Source organism: Streptosporangium sp. G12, assembly GCF_052983175.1.
This window is the reverse complement of sequence record NZ_JBRIQO010000044.1, coordinates 47,578-62,794: the sequence shown is the minus strand read 5'-3', so window position 1 is coordinate 62,794 and position 15,217 is coordinate 47,578. Positions and strand designations below refer to the sequence as shown.

The window sequence follows — 15,217 nt, the reverse complement described above, 5'->3', positions numbered from 1 at the left end:
CCCGTGTCCACGCCCAGGCGTTCGGCCAGGTCGGCGCACGGCACGGCACGCAGCAGGCCGGCCGCCAGCTCGATCGCGACCGCGCCATCGGCCGGCTGCTGTTCTATTCAGGCGTCCGGATCGCCGAGCTCGTCGCCTTGGACGACGACGACGTCCCGGAAGGCTCCCCTCTATGGAACAAGATCCATTGTTAGGGGTGTCCTCACCTCAGGGCGGCCAAGCGACTCGGATGGTGTCTGCAGCGAATCAGACCAGCCTCGAAGGCGCAGCCGATCGGGTGCGGTAGACGTGCAGGGGTGAGTGAACCTCGCCGGGATCGATGGTCATCCCGGCGTACAGCGCTGCGGCGGCCGCCAGGTTGAACGATGACTCGGGGGCGCACGTGACATCGGAGGCCACCAGGTTCCCGGCCGCGGCACGCTCCGCAAAAGTGTCTGCGGCAGCCGCTGCGTCGGCGGCGTGCTGGCTCACGCCCCCGGGAGCCGGCTTACCTGCGCCCGAGACAAAGGCCTCCCACACGAAGAGCTCTGCGTCAGCGACGAGCCATCGCTCAGCATTGGTCGTGCATCGCAGACCAGGCGCCCCGGCTGCCACGCGCTCGAGAACCCAAGCCAACTGCACAAGCCCAGTGGCCAACGCGCCGCTGCCGGGGCCGGCCGACCACGGTCGAGAGCATCCGTCCACGGACTCGCCCTGACGGGCCCGGCCGAGCGTGGCCCAGCCGTCGGGCACACCGACGGGGCTAACCGGGACCACCAGCGGGGCTTCGAAACCCAGCGCCACAGGCAGCCCGGCAGCCACCGCCTCCAGGACGACCCTCGCGGCGCCCTCCGGGTGGCTGCCCCCGGCGCCGACCGGTTTCCGGGCCGGGAGATCGAGGGCGGCCCAGGCGAAGTTCCTCCGCACCGAGCCGACGTCGACGGCGACTACTCGGCTCCGACGACGGGCGGTCGGCGCAGGGTTCGTGGCATCCATCACGAGCTCAGGTTCACCTACTAGCAGGCCCATGTCACCTGTGTTCTCTTGGAGGCCTACATCTCACCTCGATGGTCATCTTGGGTTGTTGGCCTCTTCTCCCAGGTCACAGTGAGATGATCTTGTCAGATGCGTCAGGCACGTAGACCAGCCATGACGGCATGTTGCATCGAAGGCGTGACGGGGTGTTCGATCGGACCGCCTTGGCGGAGCTGGTCTCCATCTACCCCCTCCACCATCCGCAGGGACGCCGGGTGCACACCCCGGCCGCGCGGCTGCATGACCAAGCCTCCGTCATCGCCTGGCAGGACGAGCTGAGCCAGCGATGGATCCGCCTGCTGGCTCGCCTGGCCCGAATCCGTAACGCGATCACCCACGGCGGCCCCGTCACCCTGGCGGCGGTGGAGACCGTCTTCGGCTTCAGCGATCAGCTGGCCGGACAAGGCGTGTCGCTGGCGTTGAAAGCCGCCATGGACGGCTCCCCCCTCACCGCTGTCCACGTGGCCTTCCGCACAACCTCCGATGCCCTGTTCGACGACCTGCGCACGGTAAGTGATCCCGCGTCATTGCTCCACTTCTGAGGCCTCCGTCCGGCAGAGCTCGTTCAGTGGTCGGTGATGAGCGCCTCCAAGGCGGCGGCGCGGTCGGCCGAGGTGGGCAGGGTGTATTGGCGGGTGGTGTCGAGGCGCTCGTGGCCCATGAGCTCGGCGACCAGGATGAGGTCTTTGCCGGCGCTCACGAGCTGGGTGCCGAAGGTGTGGCGCAACACGTGCGGGCCGAACGGCTCGGCCGCATCGTCGTTGATGCCGGCCGCGGCGCCCAGGCGGGTGATGATGTCGCGGGCGGCCCGGTCGCTCAGGCGGCCGCCGCGGACGTTGAGCAACAACGCCGCGGTGGTGGCGGCGCCGGGCCAGGTGGCGCGCTCCTGCAGTCAAGCCTGCAACGCGGTGCGCAGGTCCGGGTGGAGGTCGACGGTGCGGATCTTGCCGCCGCCGTGGCCCTTGCCGAGCACCCGCAGCTCGCCCTTGCGCGCTGAGAGGCGCACGTCGGCCACCTCCAGGGCGACGACCTCGCCGATGCGCAGGCCCGCCAGGTAGGGCAGCAACGCGATCACCGCATCCCGGGCGGAGGCGTTCTTCTCCGCCTCGCGCAGGTAGCGGCGCACCCGGCGCTCGTCCAAGGCCTTGGGCGCGGTGCGCCGGATGGCGCGCTCGCGCCGCGCGGGGGTGACGGCCAGAGCCGCGCGGGCGTGGAAGTCGTCGACGGCCGCCAGCACGTTGTCGATCGTGGTGGGCGCGCGGCGGCCGTTCTTCAAATGGCGGCGATAGTCGCGCACCGCCGACCCCGCGGCCGCGGGGTCGGCGAGCGGGTCACCGTCCAGCATGCCGTCGGCCGATGCCTCGGCGACGAAGGCGAGGAACCCGCGCACCCGCGACAGGTACTTGGCCCGGCTGGAGTCGGCCAGCGGCGAGCCCTCCAGCGCGGCGCCGTAGTCGGCCAGCGCCCGGTCGTAGGGCGGCGGGAGTTGAGCGGGGCGGCGGCCCCGCAATCGTGGCTGCGTGTTTCCGGAAGTCGTTTCGAGCTCTTGCGCTACCGGCTTCTGCGCGTTTCCGGAAGTCATACCCGGAGCCTACTTCCGGAATTGAGTAATTCCGGAAGGGTGCTGCAACGATCGGCTTAACGCTAGCGCTGACATGGTGGAACCGACCCGCCGTATCGCCGAGCAAGCGGATGTGCCAACGCCACGTTCGTGTGCGGCGTGCTTGAGGTGATCTTGCTGGGTTGCGCCCAACCGCCGGACACGGGGCTGGTGGAAGCGTGGCCGGATGTGGCCATGGGTGGCGCTGGTTACGGATGCCCCTTCCGTTCCCGAAGGGACGGCATCAGTGCCGGATGTCCCGTTTTACCTGGGGTTGGGCTGGCGAGGCCGGACACTTTCCGTCTCGGACCTGGAAGTTTCGTGCCAGGTAGAAAAAACGGTGAGGATGTCTTTGGTTGCAGCTGGGGAGAAGTAGGAAGGTAATGAACAGTCCACAACCTAAAAGGAGTATTCGTCCGGTTTATTTCGGTCCGACCTGACTTGTTGCGGTAATTGTATGTATCGACACGACTGCTTAGCGTTATTCGGCGTGGGCCCTCCGGGCCCGGCCGGGAGGCGTGCGATGGGGTTTTTGCGCAGTAGGACCACAGGATTCTCCGCGGTCGTCACGACGACGCTGAACCAACCATGGACGTTGTGGTTCCTGCGCGGGGAGGAGGCCGCACTGAGCGACACGAAGGCTCTGCAGTGGCGCAAGCCGCTGGCACAGGCGTTCGACGGGGCGTTCGCCACTCTGCCCGAGCCGTTCGCCAGCTGCAGCGACGGCGTCATACGCCTGAGCTCCGCCTCCACGCTCTTCCTGGCCGGCGACCAGTGCCTGGAGCAGGACTGGTACAAAAAAGTCCTCTACCAGGGGCCGATCACCAGCCATCCGGGTTTCGGGCCCTACATCCCGGCCGCGTTCCGCAGCGACCTCGACGTCGCCGTGCAGTTGCCCAACCTCTACGACATACGCCGCACCATGCTGATCAAGGGTGATCAGTGCGTGGTCATCAAGTGGGGCCAGGGCGTGGGCTATCAGGGCCCGCTGTCGGGCATGGAGGGCGCCGGGTGGAAGATGCTGCCCGAGGACATGAGCGGCGACTTCGATCACGCCGCCATGTGCCTGCCCGGCGGGGCACATCGAACCTTGTTCATCAAGGGCGACAAGGCGATGGACTTCGACTGGGACACCGGCCCCGTAGCCGTGGGCACCTGGGGTGAGGTGATGGCCGGCCTGGCCGCCCTGCCCGCCGACTTCCAAAAGCCCCGCCTGCCGGCCGCGGGGCGCTTCTCCGGCATCACCGACGGCGTGCGCATCGATCTGCGCGTCGATCTGGAGGGCGAGCTGCCGGTGGTCTCCGCTGACCTGTTCGACGCCGCCGACGGCGCCTACTTCACCTCCTTCGTGCTGGAGGGCGACGAAGCCGTCGAACTGCCCGCCGTCATCGCCGGCACCGCCACATTCCCCTCCCCCAACAGCAGACCACTGATTTCGGTGCAGGTGGACCGGCTGGCTCCCGGCGGCACCGCCACCCTCACCCGCAGCGCGCCCGACGGCAGCAAGGTCACCGTCTTCGACTGCTCTTACGTCTCGCGGTTCCTGCGGACCATCGACTGGGAGATCGACGCCATGGCCGGCACCAGGCCGGCCGCCCAGTACGCCACCACCACCGATCCCCGCCCGCCCGGCCTGGCCAAGAAGATCATCACCGTCCAGTCGGCCTACGCCGAGGCCGGGGTCGAACTACGCCTTTCCGGCACCGCCAACGAGGTTCCCGTCGCCGAGGCCGGGGAGGACCTGAAATGGTCCGACGCCGAGCTGCACGCCGCGATGCTCACCAACTTCAGCGGCCACCGCGAGACCGAGCAGTGGAAACTGTGGAGCTTCATCGCCACCCGCCACGCCGAGGTCGCCGGCAGCCGGGGCGTCATGTTCGACAGCGAGGGCGAGTTCCAACGGCAAGGGATGGCCCTGTTCCATTCCACCCTGACCGATCACGGATACGCCGGAACGCGCAAGGAGATCCGCACCTACGTCCACGAGATCGGCCACGCCCTCAACCTGTCGCACTCCTTCGAAAAGCACCTGAACCGTCCCCCGCAGCCGCTCGGGCCGCGCGAGGGCAAGGGCGACCTGTCGTTCATGCAGTACGTCGACGTCTACGAAGGCCCCGACGGCGAAGAAGGCGAGGACGCCTTCTGGGAGGCCTTCGCCTGGCAGTTCACCCCCAGCGAGCTGCGCCACATCCGCCACGGCTTCTTCTACGACGTCGTCATGGGCGGCACCCCGATGGGAACGAACGCCGCCGAACGCCCGGCCCTTGAGCAGGTCGACCTGCCCCCGCCCAGCCGGTCGGGGCTGCGGCTGGAACTGACCGGACGCGAATCCTTCTCCCACGGCGAACCCGTCACCGCCGAGATCAAGCTGTCGCTGGACGGCAGCACCCCCAGGCCGAGGCCTTCCCCAACCTCAGCCCCCGCGGCGAGACCCTGACCATCCTGGTCACCGACCCGGCCGGAGACACCCGGCCCTTCCGGCCGATCGCCCGCGCCTGCGGCAGCCCCAACCACCGCGTCACCCTCGACGCCGACACCCCCGCCCTGTACGACAGCGCCTACATCGGCTACGGCGCCGACGGCCTCACCTTCCCCACACCCGGCACCTACCGGCTGCGCGCCCTGTACCGGGCCCCCGACGGCTCCACCGTCACCTCCCCCGAACACTCCATCGAGGTCAACGCGCCGCGCGATGAGGAGGACCGCAAAGCGGGCGATCTGCTGATGGGCTCCCAGCAGGGCACCCTGCTGGCCCTGCTCGGCTCTGATGCCCCGCAACTGCAAGAGGGCAACGACGCCCTGGAGGAACTCATCGCCTCCCACCCCGACCACCCGCTGGCCGTGTACGCGCACATGGTCAAGGGCACCAACGCCGGACGCCACTTCCTCACCCTCACCGAGGGCGGCGTCGAGGTGCGGCCCGCCGACACCACCACCAGCATCGAACAGCTCGAAGCGGTCGTGGCCACCACCCTGGACCCGAACACCGACGCCGGCGTCGACAACATCACCCTCAACGAGACCATGCGCCGCCTGGCCCGCGCCCACGCCCGCGCCGGCGACCTCGACCAGGCCGACACCGTCTTGGACCAGCTTGTGGACACCTTCCGCGACGAGGTCCCCGCACCGGTACTGGCCACCATCGTCGAACAGGCCGAAACCACCCGTACCGAGCTGCACGACCAGGCCTGACCAAGCCCAGCCTGCGCTGTCGCCCCCGGGGGCGATGCAGGCCAACGTGCCAGGTGGGTAACACCAAGAAGCCCCTGCTCGTCTCCAACGAGACCGGCGGGGGCTTCCCCGCGCTCACCCTGTCAAAAGATGTGACAGTAACCCAGGCTCATCGGTCCGTTCCTACTGGCCCCCGAGGTTGGCGCTGACCGTGTTGGGGGTCACACCGAGCAGCTCGGCGATCTCGGAGGGCGTGAAGTCGCTCATCGTCCAAGCCAAAATCTGGCGCTGTCGAGGCGGCAGGCTCCGGAGCGTCTCCAGCGCGTCGTGACGGGCCTCCCATTCTGCGGCGGCGTCCGGGCGACTACGGCAAGGGCCGAAAACGTGTCACGCGGTACGCGGACTCTCCCTCGCGTTCACCAGCGCCGAGGAGTGGTACACGATGACCGGCAGCCCCGTCCCGCTCGCCGGCCGCACCGCACGCACCATCAAGACCGCAATCGTGCGCGCCGTCCGCGAAGGGCTCCCCGAAGGTCTTTCCGACAAGCCCGGTAAGGAGCGGCTCGGCTGAGGACGACGACGTCGACCCCCAGCCCAGCGCTGGAGTGGCGTCGACACGGCGAGCACCGGCACACTATGACCTTTTGAGGAGGTCGGGATGCAAGCCGCCCACATCAAGGCCTGGGACCCCGGCGACTTCGCGCCCGGCCGCGTCAGCCGCAGCCGCTGTACCTGGGGCGGAAACGGCCCCGACGACCCCTGCACCGAAGAGATCAAATACACCGTCACCGACCGCATCAACCGTCGATGGTCCAGCTGCGAACACCACCTGAACGCCTACAACAACTCCCGGCCAACCCCCTGAACAGAGCACCCGCCCGGCCCGGCGACAACCTCACCGGCCCTCCTTACCTAGCGCGGCCAGTGCGACGCGTGGCCGCAACAGGACGAACGGGGAGGTGCTTATCGGTACCGCGCCTTCTTATCCGCTGAGTCCCGTCTCGGGTTCTCGCCGCTCCGAGACAGCGCCCCGACCCGGGCGCGGGTCGCGGGTTCGGACCATGGCTGATGGGCCGCCTGTGTGACGAGTTCACCATCACCCAGACCGGCGCGAGCTCGCGCGTGCGGCTGCGGATGTACCTGCGCCCCACCCCGCCACCGGCCCAGTAAGCACCGCACATCCCGAGAACGACGGTGACACCAGGAGGCGGCCGATGCGCTCGACAGCACCGGCCGCCCAAGGGTGGCTCTCCGTCGGAGGAGAACAGCCTCACGCTACCTCGTAGGGATCTTCGCGCCCGGGAGCAGCGCCGCGAGGACGGGGGGCCGTACTCCTCGCGCGCCTGCGCGTAGGGGGTGCCACCGGAATACGGCAGAAACGGGCCACGAGGTGAGATGGCCGCTGGTCAAGGGGCGGCCGGAATGCGGCAGAAAGACACCGCGGGCAGATCGGCGTAGGCAACCGGGCAATTCCAGACGTCTGGCCGCAGGCTCGCGTACGGATCGGAGATCGTGCTCTGCCGCCGGCGGCGCCGATACCGTCCGGCCAGGCCGAGCGTGCGCATCAGCCGGGCCACCCGCCGCCTGCCACATCGCTGCCCGTCCTGCTGCAACTGCGTGTGCACCCGCGGTGCGCCGTAGCTGCCCCGCGAGCGCACGTGCACCTCGGCGATGCGCTCGGCCAGCTCCGCATCACGCACCGCGCGCGGACCGGGCAGCGCGCTGCGGCGCGAGCAGAAGGCGGCACGGGAGACTCCCCGCAGCTCACACGCCCGTTTGACGCTGTGGCCGCCCTGCTTCTCCGCCTCGATGAACGGGTGCACGCTCACCGGGTCTCCCGCACGAAGAAAGCCGTCGCCCGCTTGAGCACGTCGACGTCTTGGCGAAGCCGCTGGTTCTCCCGCCGCAACGCCTGCAGCTCCTGCCGTTCGCTGCTGGTCAGCCCGTCCCTGTCGCCGGCATCGACCTCGGCCTGGCGGACCCATTGCCGCACCGCGGTCTCGGTCAGATCGAAGTCCTTGGCCACCTGCCCGACCGGGCGGTCACCGCGCCGGCACAGCTCGACGATCTCAGCTTTGAACTCCGGCGTGAACGAGCGGCGAGGACGCGGCTTCTTCTTCCCCCTACTCTCCATCATGGATATCCTTCCGGAGACGAGCCCCTGATCTCGAATGTCCGTCAAACCGGATCAAGCCCACAGGGAGATCCGGCGGGAGCGAGACGGCGGGCGGCAGGTCGGTCCGGCACCCGGGCGCCCGGGTGCCTGAGCACGGGCCTGCTCGCGCCGGGAAGCCTTCCATGTGAAGTACCGGTGTGTTGCCGGGTGGTGGTGTTTCAGCGAGTTTCGGTACCGGTGTTGGGGAAGTGCTGGCGGGTGGTCCAGGCGACGCTGTCGGTGCTGTAGCGGATCAGGAGGCGGGCGAACTGGACGCGTTCGTCGGGATCCCAGTTCGCGGTGATCTCTTCGAACACGTGTCGCTGGGAGGCGGCGAAGCGGTGGCGCTCGGCTCGTCCGGCATCGGTGAGTTCGAGCACAGTGCGCCGGCCGTCCTGCTGGGACACGGCCCGGCGCATCAGGCCGTCGTCGATGGCGGCCGCAACGGAGCGGCTGGCGACCGGCTGGCTGACGTTCATCTCGCCGGCCAGCGCGCCCACGGTGATCTCGCCGTCGTGGTCGCCGACGATGTTCAGCACCAGGTTCCGGGTGAGGCCGCCCGGTTCGCTCATGGTGCGGCGGCGCATCCGGGAGATCGCCGGTCCTACCTCGTCGAAAACGGAGCGCTCGGGCGGGACGGGTGTACTGGTCATGACAATAGCATACCCAACACAGATGCATGTCGTAGGTATTTGCATATCAACTGATATACGATTGGGTGGCGAGAACCAACCATGAGCGAGGTACTTCATGACTGTAACCGCCATCACCGGGGCCAAGGTGTTCGACGGGATCGACACCCACGCGCCGACCACGGTGCTCATCGACGGCAGGCAGATCGTCTCCGTCGGCGGCCCGGTCCCCGGGGGAGCCGATGTGGTCGACGGATCGGGCGGCACCCTGTTGCCCGGTCTGATCGACGCCCATGTCCATACCAACGCCGGCGCGCTCGCGCTGGCCCTGACCTTCGGCGTGACGACCGAGCTGGAGATGCAGGGCACCAACACCCGCGACAACCGTCGGCACATCAGCGACAACGACGCCCTGGCCGATGTGCGCTCCTCCGGGTTCGGCATCACCCCGCCCGGTGGGCATCCCAGCGAACTGTTCCCCGAGGGCTCCCGCCCCGGCCCGCCGCCCGGTGCCAGGCCCGCCGGCGAGCCGCCGCTCATGCCCTTCTCCACCACTCCGGAGGAAGCGGTCGCGTTCATTCCCCAGCTGATCGAGCGCGGCTCGGACTACATCAAGTTCATGGTCGACGACGGCAGCGTCGAAGGACACCCCGGCCTGCCCATGCTCGACCAGGCCACCCTGAACGCGGGCGTGGCCGAGGCCAAACGGCACGGCATGCTCACCGTCGCCCACACCCTCACCCTGGACGCCACCCGCATGGCCATCGAGGCGGGCATCGACGGCCTGGCCCACGTCTTCATGGACCAGCCGCACACCGATGAGATCATCTCCCTGCTCAAGGACTCCGACACCTTCGTCGTCCCCTGCATCGTCCTGAACGCCTCCATGATGGGCATCACCGGCGACGAACTCGCCGACGACCCCCGAGTCGCCTCCCGCCTGGACGACGACTGGATGACCACACTGCGCTCCAGCTTCGGCCACTACCCCCAGGGCAAGATCTCCCACGTCCTGGACACCGTGCGCGCCCTGCACGACGCAGGCGTCGACATCCTCGCCGGAACCGACGTCTCCGTCCCTCTACCCTTCCTCGGCGGCCTCGCCCACGGCGCCAGCATCCACCACGAACTCCACTACCTCACCCGCGCCGGCCTGAGCCCACTCCAGGCCCTGCGCGCAGCCACCTCCACCACCGCACGCCGCTTCAACCTCACCGACCGAGGCCGCATCGCCGAAGGCCTGCGCGCCGACCTTCTCCTCGTCGACGGCGACCCCACCACTACCATCACCGACACCCTCAACACCCGCGCCATCTGGCGCCGCGGCACCCTCCTCAAAGCCTAATGGGAGCTACCGGTTCTGCTGTTCGGGCAGACTCGGTGCCTGGTAGCCACTGGTGAGTGAGCACTCTCATCGCCTGGGCCTTGAGTCCTGGGGTCAGATCGTGCCCTCGGGGTTGGGGAACCTGCGGACAGCCGTTGGCGCTGAGAACGATCACGATCCTTGGCGCTGGCGGGCTGAGGGCGGAACCGCGCTGTCAGTCGAAGATCTCAGCGACCCCGACCTTGATCCGGTGGGCGTTGGTGTCGACGAGATACCAATAGTCGTCGTAGGGGACCTCCAGGACGACAGGGCTGACGTTGCAGAAGCCGTCGTGGTAGTTGTACGCGTTCCCGTCGAGATATACCTGGTAGTCGTCGACATCCATGAGACACACCCGGGCGGCCGAACCGCGCAGCTCCACCTCAAAGCAGGCGCCGCCCGCGCACGATCCGATGTCCCAGTAGAGATGGTCCACACGTCATTGGTAGCCGCTCGCGCGGTGAGCGGGAAGCCGTCCCCGGGGATGGCTCTCTGTCCAGCTAGGGCCTCGTCGACCGCGCGGGGCACCGGGGAGCGGCGCGGTCATCGTGAGCGGCGGCCGACGTGGCGCTGCAGGTGCCCCATGCCGCCGGGGTAGGCCTCGCCGAGCGCGGCCGCGACGTCGGTCAGGCGCCGGTACAGCTTCTCGTGGTGCCAGTGCGGCCCAGCTCGCCTTCGCGCAGCTGCTCGGCGAGCTCCTGCAGCAGCGCCATCCACCCGGCCGCAGTCGAGACGGCCGGTGCGCTCCGCTCGGCAGGCGAAGGAGCCGGGCGGGTCTGCGCGACGGTCTGGCGGATCACCTCGCGTACCGGCTCGCTGCGCGCGGCGCCGACGGCGATGTCGCGCTGCAGCCGGGCCTCGGCCGAACGCACCTCCCAGGCGCGGTTGCGGCACGATTTGGAGCAATAGTCGAAGTCGTGATAGCCGTAGACATCGCGGATCATCCACGCGTGCTCATAGACCGTCTTCGGCCGCTCCCCGTATCGTTTCACCTGCGAGGGGTCCCCGATGCCCAACTGTTCGGCCAGGTAGTCCACCACCGGCCACGGCACCGCCGGGGGGTCCTCCAGGAACAAGCCCTTGTGCCGGGCCGTCCCGATCTGGATCGCCACGCCGAGGCGGTGTGAATCCTGGCGTGAGCGCGCGATCACTTCCCGGTCGAAGGCGTCCAGGAAGAAGAACTTCTCCATGTCCGGCAGCGACGGCATCTCACTGAGGGTCGCGTACGCCGACCTCTGCTCATCAGACAGAAACTCTGCGGGCATGACCGACGACCGTAGGCACACCACCCAGCGCCCGGTAACAACCGGAAGCACACCACACGTCCAGATCTTGAACGGAAATGATCACCCGCAGGACGACCTGCCGGAGCGTCCACCTAAGTTACTCGCGGGTACCGCCAACGGCTGTCCGCAGGTTCCTCAACCCCGATGTCCGCGCCGACCGTTATCTGGGGTTCTCAAGCGAAGTAGCTGGTCAACGGCTTGAAGGTCGATAAGGCACGTAAGGCAAGTAGGCCACCGCGGCTGCCCGCCAGTGGGCCGGGAGGAGCGGGTGATGCAGCGTCCGCGGGCGAAGCCGAGGGCCAACGGTCTTGACTTGCGAAGTCCGCGACCAGATGCAGGAGCTGCGAGAACAGTGTAAAAGCAGGCTCGTGCCGACACGATCCTCTTCCGCTCCGCGCGGCTGAGGTTCGTCGCCGCTCGAACTTCGCAGGTGACAACTGCAGGACGAATGTTGTCGCCAGGGCTGGTTTCGTGTCAGGAGGTTGGGGGGTGCGGTGCCTGCTGGGCATGGTGGTCCAGTAGGCGGGTGAGCAACTGCACGAACTGGTCGCGTTCGGCAAAGGTCAGCGGGGCGAGCAGTTCGTCGTGGAGGTCGTCCAGGACCTTGTCGAGGCGACGCAGGTGCCGGCGGCCTTGGGCGGTGATCGTGATGACGTTGCGGCGGCGGTCGTCGGGATCCGGTGCCCGCCCGACGAGGCCGCGCTCGGCCAGTTCGTTGAGGACGCCGACCATGTCGCTGCGGTAGATGCCGGTGCGTCGGCTCAGCGTCGCCTGGCTGCCCGGACCGTGCTCCTGCAACGAAGCCAGCACGGCGTAGTGCCACTTGCGGGCGTCAACCTGGGCCAGTCCCTCGTTTATCAGCCGGTCCGACTGCGCGGTCATGCTTGACAGCAGGCGGCTGGCCCGTCGGCGCAGTCTGTCCGGCGTCTTCGTCTCGCCGTGGTGGGTCATGTCCGCGGCTTCGGCTCTGCTGGTCATGAAACCGATCCTACCGGGTTGCGTTAGTCGGACTAACGATGTAATTTCGTTCGTGGGAGAAACGTTAGTGGACTAAACGTTAGTTACGGAAACGGATTGGAAGGTCATCGTGACGACCGCAGCCCAGACCTTCAGTACCGCTCTCATCGGCCAGACCGAGAAGGCGCTCAACGCGATCCTGGACCGGCAGCTCGCCGGGACCGGCATCACCGAGCCCCAGTGGGTGACCCTCACGCTGACCGTGATCGGCGGCGGGACCATCGACCGGGCCGAGCTCATCCACCGGGTCAGCGGCGCCACGCAGTTCAGCCAGACGTCGGTGGCCGAACGCATCGCCGAACTGACCGCCGCAGGATTCCTGCGCGACGGAGGGGATGGCCGCGTCCAGGTCACCGACGAAGGGCACAGGCGCTGGACGCAGGTCCGCGCCGCGATCGGCCCGATCACCCAGGAACTGTGGGGCGACCTGCGGACCGAGGACCTGGCCGCCGCAGGCCGCGTCCTGAGCACCATCCTGGGCAGGGCCAACGCGGTGCTGGCCGCCCCCTGAACCCCTTACTCCTCGAAACCCGCCACCCGGCACGAAGACAACATCGCCACCCTGCAGAAAGAAAGAGGAAGTCATGTCCACGGACATTCTGATCGCCGACCGTATCGAAATCGCCGACCTGCTCACCCGCTTCGCGCTCCTGCTCGACGAGAAGCGGTGGGAGGACGCGGGCACCGTCTTCGCCGACGATGTGGCCGTGCACTCCCCCCGCGGGGGCGAACTCCACGGGATCGACAAGGTTGTCGACTTCATGCGCCAGAGCGAGGTCGAGGGGCAGGACACCCAGCACACGACCACCGACCTCTTGGTGGACGTCAACGGCGATCAGGCGGCCGTCTCGGCGAACTCGACCGTGTACTACTACCGCGATGGCCAGGCACCCCACTTCACCGGCGGCCTGCGACAGCACTTCACCGCAGCCCGGACGCCGGCAGGCTGGCGTCTGCGCGAGGTGCGGATCACGCCCGCCTGGACACGTGAGAACTGATCTCTTCCAGGAGGTTGTGGACGTCGCGGCGTGTGGCACATGTCTGACTACAAAGAGTCATCCAAGATAGCCTCATGTCCCCTGACGTGACCTACTTGCCTGACAACCCCAGATAACGACCGCGCCGACCGCGGCACCCTTACCGCCAATGATCGTGCTCGGCCGCCTGATTGTGTACAGAACCGCGTTCCGTCCCTGGTACTGGTCGCACGTCCGCTCGCGGCCCGCTGCTCGCGTTTCGTCGCCCGGGCCGCGCGTGGGCCGACACAATGGCCCGGCGCTCGGGTCGGTGTCACCAGGGGCAAAGTAGCTCAGCGTGAGGTCTGACCGGACAGGACGTTAGCTCTGTCCGGTCTTCCGAAACGCATCCGCCCAGCTCAGCGCCCTAGTATCAGTTCTCATTAGAATCAGTCATTTGTCTCCGGTGAACGCCTGGGCGAACGTGTCCGGCGTCGAGAGGACGGTCACCCGGGATAGGGGCCACCAGATCGCCACGGCGCGGCCGGTCACATCGTCCTGCGCGATCGTCCCACCGCCTTCCTGCTCCTTGTGGTCGCGGGAGTCCCGGGAGGCCGAACGACGGTCGCCCATGACCCACAGACGACCCTCGGGAACGACCTTCTCGAACTCTTCCTTCGAGGGGAAGTCGTCGGGATGGAGGTGGTTTCTCTCGTCGAGCGGGATCCCGTTCACGGTGATTCTCTTCTTGGCGTCGCAGCACGTGACGGTGTCACCGCCGACCGCCATGACTCGCTTGATGGTGTCCTCTCCGTCCCAGCCCTTGAAGACCACCACATCACCACGCTCGGCCGCGCCATGCAGCTTGTTGACGACCACACCGTCGCCCTCGCGCAGGGTGTTCTCCATCGACTCCGACGGGATCCAAAACAGCCGAAAGACGAACACCTGCAGCAGCATCGCCACCATGACACTGCAGACCAGCAGAAACAGGCTCTCGCGCACGCGCCCCTTGCGGAACGGCTTTTTCTGCTTGTTCTCAGACCCGGCCGTCATGAGACGCCTCCATCGCGGGTTCGATCCCGGAGCGGGCGGCGGTGAGGGTCTTGTGGACGACGCCGATCGAGACCTTCACCCCGGCGGCGATGGTGCGGATGGATTCGCCACGCTGGTGGCGGGCGAGGATCGCGGCGCGCTTGTCGTCGTCGACCACGGGGCGGCGGCCGCCGACGCGGCCGCGCTTGCGGGAAAACGAACGGCCGGATGAACACTTTGACAAGATACGGCGGCTCGCTTGGACGTACTTCCGCCGACGTGCATCAAACGACCGTTAAATGAACGCCCCAACAGGCCGTCAGCCCGCCTCCCGAGCGGGAAACGGGCCGGTGGCCAAGGCATACCGCGTCGCGGGCATCAAGGGGCCGAAAACCCCTGCCGGCCTTCTTGCCGGGGCTTGACGAGCATCGGAACGGAAATCCGCGCCAGCGAACCGTCGTGACTGACGTTGGCGTGACTTTTCGTTCGGATGCGTCTGAGGCCGCTATGAGGTGGTCGGCGTCCTGTGTTTCAGGGGCGTGCGTCGAATTGGGTGCGGGCTTCGAAGACGCGGTCCATGTGCGTCTCCGCCCAGTCCTTGATCGCGATCATGACCGGGAACAGTTCATGGCCGAGCGGGGTGAGCGCGTAGTCGACGCGGACCGGTACCGAGGCGGTGACCGTGCGGGTGACCAGTCCGTCGCGCTCCAGCGTCCGCAGGGTCTGGGTGAGCATCTTCTGGCTGACGCCGGCGATGCGGTGGGCGAGCTCGCCGTGCCGCTGCGGGCCGCCGGCGAGCGCCGGGATCACCAGCGCGACCCACTTGTCGGTGAGTCTGCTCAGCAGCTCACGGGTCGGACAGCCTGCCAGGAACGCGTCGTAGTCGCGTTTGGCCTGTTCACGGCGTTGTGCCGCGGTCGTCGTCGCCATTTTCCCTCCTGCGGTGCCCTAGGCACTTTACGGTGCCTACTTTCTCACAGTTCCTTTG

21 protein-coding genes and 1 pseudogene are annotated in these 15,217 nt (G+C 67.8%); 9 read left to right on the top strand and 13 right to left on the bottom strand.

Features of this window, described 5'->3' with window-relative positions; all coding sequences use genetic code 11:
* A pseudogene (locus ACVCAG_RS42630) lies at nt 1-194 on the top strand (hypothetical protein); the annotation flags it as partial.
* A gap of 52 nt (nt 195-246) precedes the next feature.
* Here the strand turns inward: ACVCAG_RS42630 and ACVCAG_RS42625 are convergent.
* Nucleotides 247-1,008: a hypothetical protein gene (locus tag ACVCAG_RS42625; RefSeq protein WP_447191518.1), complete on the bottom strand. Its 762-nt coding sequence runs from the start codon at nt 1,006-1,008 to the stop codon at nt 247-249.
* Nucleotides 1,009-1,160: 152 nt separating this feature from the next.
* On the opposite strand from ACVCAG_RS42625, the gene ACVCAG_RS42620 reads away from it, so the two are divergent.
* Complete coding sequence (locus ACVCAG_RS42620; RefSeq protein WP_447191517.1) at nt 1,161-1,556, top strand: hypothetical protein; 396 nt, start codon at nt 1,161-1,163, stop codon at nt 1,554-1,556.
* A 23-nt stretch (nt 1,557-1,579) separates the two neighbouring features.
* Here the strand turns inward: ACVCAG_RS42620 and ACVCAG_RS42615 are convergent, their stop codons facing one another.
* Both ACVCAG_RS42615 and ACVCAG_RS42610 read right to left on the bottom strand, forming a co-directional pair.
* A complete protein-coding gene (locus ACVCAG_RS42615) occupies nt 1,580-1,906 on the bottom strand; it encodes a tyrosine-type recombinase/integrase (protein WP_440089012.1) in 327 nt (108 codons plus the stop codon).
* On the bottom strand, nt 1,907-2,596 hold the full coding sequence (locus tag ACVCAG_RS42610; RefSeq protein WP_440088997.1) for a tyrosine-type recombinase/integrase: 690 nt from the start codon (nt 2,594-2,596) through the stop codon (nt 1,907-1,909).
* 541 nt (nt 2,597-3,137) lie between these two features.
* On the opposite strand from ACVCAG_RS42610, the gene ACVCAG_RS42605 reads away from it, so the two are divergent.
* Together ACVCAG_RS42605 and ACVCAG_RS42600 are read left to right on the top strand one after the other, a co-directional pair.
* Nucleotides 3,138-5,051 carry a hypothetical protein gene (locus ACVCAG_RS42605; RefSeq protein ID WP_447191516.1) on the top strand — a complete coding sequence of 638 codons (1,914 nt, stop codon included), beginning with the start codon at nt 3,138-3,140 and terminating at the stop codon, nt 5,049-5,051.
* Nucleotides 5,052-5,338: 287 nt separating this feature from the next.
* Nucleotides 5,339-5,806, top strand: a complete 468-nt coding sequence (locus ACVCAG_RS42600) for a tetratricopeptide repeat protein (protein ID WP_447191515.1) — start codon at nt 5,339-5,341, stop codon at nt 5,804-5,806.
* A 162-nt stretch (nt 5,807-5,968) separates the two neighbouring features.
* On the opposite strand, the gene ACVCAG_RS42595 is transcribed toward ACVCAG_RS42600, so the two are convergent.
* Complete coding sequence (locus tag ACVCAG_RS42595; protein ID WP_447191519.1) at nt 5,969-6,106, bottom strand: sigma factor-like helix-turn-helix DNA-binding protein; 138 nt, start codon at nt 6,104-6,106, stop codon at nt 5,969-5,971.
* Between the two features lie 121 nt (nt 6,107-6,227).
* On the opposite strand from ACVCAG_RS42595, the gene ACVCAG_RS42590 reads away from it, so the two are divergent.
* Together ACVCAG_RS42590 and ACVCAG_RS42585 are read left to right on the top strand one after the other, a co-directional pair.
* Entirely contained in the window at nt 6,228-6,356 is a 129-nt protein-coding gene (locus ACVCAG_RS42590) for a hypothetical protein (RefSeq protein WP_447191514.1), read from the top strand.
* 87 nt (nt 6,357-6,443) lie between these two features.
* On the top strand, nt 6,444-6,650 hold the full coding sequence (locus ACVCAG_RS42585; protein WP_447191513.1) for a hypothetical protein: 207 nt from the start codon (nt 6,444-6,446) through the stop codon (nt 6,648-6,650).
* Nucleotides 6,651-7,191: 541 nt separating this feature from the next.
* Here the strand turns inward: ACVCAG_RS42585 and ACVCAG_RS42580 are convergent.
* From ACVCAG_RS42580 to ACVCAG_RS42570, 3 genes are all read right to left on the bottom strand, one after another.
* Nucleotides 7,192-7,614: an IS3 family transposase gene (locus ACVCAG_RS42580; RefSeq protein ID WP_447191512.1), complete on the bottom strand. Its 423-nt coding sequence runs from the start codon at nt 7,612-7,614 to the stop codon at nt 7,192-7,194.
* Nucleotides 7,611-7,922: a transposase gene (locus ACVCAG_RS42575; protein WP_440088991.1), complete on the bottom strand. Its 312-nt coding sequence runs from the start codon at nt 7,920-7,922 to the stop codon at nt 7,611-7,613. The genes ACVCAG_RS42580 and ACVCAG_RS42575 overlap by 4 nt, the downstream gene beginning before the upstream one ends.
* Before the next feature lie 197 nt (nt 7,923-8,119).
* Nucleotides 8,120-8,593, bottom strand: coding sequence for a MarR family transcriptional regulator (locus ACVCAG_RS42570; RefSeq protein ID WP_440088989.1), 474 nt, complete (start codon nt 8,591-8,593; stop codon nt 8,120-8,122).
* Nucleotides 8,594-8,690: 97 nt separating this feature from the next.
* Between ACVCAG_RS42570 and ACVCAG_RS42565 the strand changes: the two genes are divergently transcribed.
* The gene (locus ACVCAG_RS42565; RefSeq protein ID WP_447191511.1) at nt 8,691-9,917 is read left to right on the top strand and encodes an amidohydrolase family protein; all 1,227 of its coding nucleotides are present in this window, start codon (nt 8,691-8,693) and stop codon (nt 9,915-9,917) included.
* Between the two features lie 193 nt (nt 9,918-10,110).
* Here the strand turns inward: ACVCAG_RS42565 and ACVCAG_RS42560 are convergent, their stop codons facing one another.
* The 3 genes from ACVCAG_RS42560 to ACVCAG_RS42550 all read right to left on the bottom strand — a co-directional run bounded on the left by ACVCAG_RS42560 (nt 10,111) and on the right by ACVCAG_RS42550 (nt 12,199).
* Nucleotides 10,111-10,371 carry a DUF1883 domain-containing protein gene (locus ACVCAG_RS42560; RefSeq protein WP_447191510.1) on the bottom strand — a complete coding sequence of 87 codons (261 nt, stop codon included), beginning with the start codon at nt 10,369-10,371 and terminating at the stop codon, nt 10,111-10,113.
* A gap of 190 nt (nt 10,372-10,561) precedes the next feature.
* Nucleotides 10,562-11,200, bottom strand: a complete 639-nt coding sequence (locus tag ACVCAG_RS42555) for a DUF4158 domain-containing protein (protein WP_447191509.1) — start codon at nt 11,198-11,200, stop codon at nt 10,562-10,564.
* A gap of 495 nt (nt 11,201-11,695) precedes the next feature.
* Nucleotides 11,696-12,199, bottom strand: a complete 504-nt coding sequence (locus tag ACVCAG_RS42550; protein WP_440088982.1) for a MarR family transcriptional regulator — start codon at nt 12,197-12,199, stop codon at nt 11,696-11,698.
* Nucleotides 12,200-12,308: 109 nt separating this feature from the next.
* Here ACVCAG_RS42550 and ACVCAG_RS42545 point away from each other — a divergent pair, with 109 nt between their 5' ends.
* A complete protein-coding gene (locus ACVCAG_RS42545) occupies nt 12,309-12,749 on the top strand; it encodes a MarR family winged helix-turn-helix transcriptional regulator (protein ID WP_440088980.1) in 441 nt (146 codons plus the stop codon).
* 73 nt (nt 12,750-12,822) lie between these two features.
* The gene (locus ACVCAG_RS42540) at nt 12,823-13,236 is read left to right on the top strand and encodes a nuclear transport factor 2 family protein (protein ID WP_447191508.1); all 414 of its coding nucleotides are present in this window, start codon (nt 12,823-12,825) and stop codon (nt 13,234-13,236) included.
* A 411-nt stretch (nt 13,237-13,647) separates the two neighbouring features.
* On the opposite strand, the gene lepB is transcribed toward ACVCAG_RS42540, so the two are convergent.
* The 3 genes from lepB to ACVCAG_RS42525 form a co-directional block, all read right to left on the bottom strand.
* Entirely contained in the window at nt 13,648-14,250 is a 603-nt protein-coding gene (gene lepB, locus ACVCAG_RS42535) for a signal peptidase I (protein ID WP_447191507.1), read from the bottom strand.
* Nucleotides 14,234-14,407, bottom strand: coding sequence for a hypothetical protein (locus ACVCAG_RS42530; protein ID WP_440088975.1), 174 nt, complete (start codon nt 14,405-14,407; stop codon nt 14,234-14,236). The genes lepB and ACVCAG_RS42530 overlap by 17 nt, the downstream gene beginning before the upstream one ends.
* 353 nt (nt 14,408-14,760) lie before the next feature.
* A complete protein-coding gene (locus ACVCAG_RS42525; protein ID WP_440088974.1) occupies nt 14,761-15,159 on the bottom strand; it encodes a winged helix-turn-helix transcriptional regulator in 399 nt (132 codons plus the stop codon).
* Nucleotides 15,160-15,217 lie beyond the last annotated feature (58 nt).

Coding starts and splice junctions, on each gene's coding strand:
- ACVCAG_RS42605 (WP_447191516.1), top strand. CDS start 3,138: ATGGGGTTTTTGCGCAGTAGGACCACAGGATTCTCCGCGGTCGTCACG.
- ACVCAG_RS42575 (WP_440088991.1), bottom strand. CDS start 7,922: ATGATGGAGAGTAGGGGGAAGAAGAAGCCGCGTCCTCGCCGCTCGTTC.
- ACVCAG_RS42625 (WP_447191518.1), bottom strand. CDS start 1,008: ATGGGCCTGCTAGTAGGTGAACCTGAGCTCGTGATGGATGCCACGAAC.
- ACVCAG_RS42590 (WP_447191514.1), top strand. CDS start 6,228: ATGACCGGCAGCCCCGTCCCGCTCGCCGGCCGCACCGCACGCACCATC.
- ACVCAG_RS42550 (WP_440088982.1), bottom strand. CDS start 12,199: ATGACCAGCAGAGCCGAAGCCGCGGACATGACCCACCACGGCGAGACG.
- lepB (WP_447191507.1), bottom strand. CDS start 14,250: ATGACGGCCGGGTCTGAGAACAAGCAGAAAAAGCCGTTCCGCAAGGGG.
- ACVCAG_RS42610 (WP_440088997.1), bottom strand. CDS start 2,596: ATGACTTCCGGAAACGCGCAGAAGCCGGTAGCGCAAGAGCTCGAAACG.
- ACVCAG_RS42525 (WP_440088974.1), bottom strand. CDS start 15,159: ATGGCGACGACGACCGCGGCACAACGCCGTGAACAGGCCAAACGCGAC.
- ACVCAG_RS42600 (WP_447191515.1), top strand. CDS start 5,339: ATGGGCTCCCAGCAGGGCACCCTGCTGGCCCTGCTCGGCTCTGATGCC.
- ACVCAG_RS42540 (WP_447191508.1), top strand. CDS start 12,823: ATGTCCACGGACATTCTGATCGCCGACCGTATCGAAATCGCCGACCTG.
- ACVCAG_RS42585 (WP_447191513.1), top strand. CDS start 6,444: ATGCAAGCCGCCCACATCAAGGCCTGGGACCCCGGCGACTTCGCGCCC.
- ACVCAG_RS42565 (WP_447191511.1), top strand. CDS start 8,691: ATGACTGTAACCGCCATCACCGGGGCCAAGGTGTTCGACGGGATCGAC.
- ACVCAG_RS42570 (WP_440088989.1), bottom strand. CDS start 8,593: ATGACCAGTACACCCGTCCCGCCCGAGCGCTCCGTTTTCGACGAGGTA.
- ACVCAG_RS42555 (WP_447191509.1), bottom strand. CDS start 11,200: ATGCCCGCAGAGTTTCTGTCTGATGAGCAGAGGTCGGCGTACGCGACC.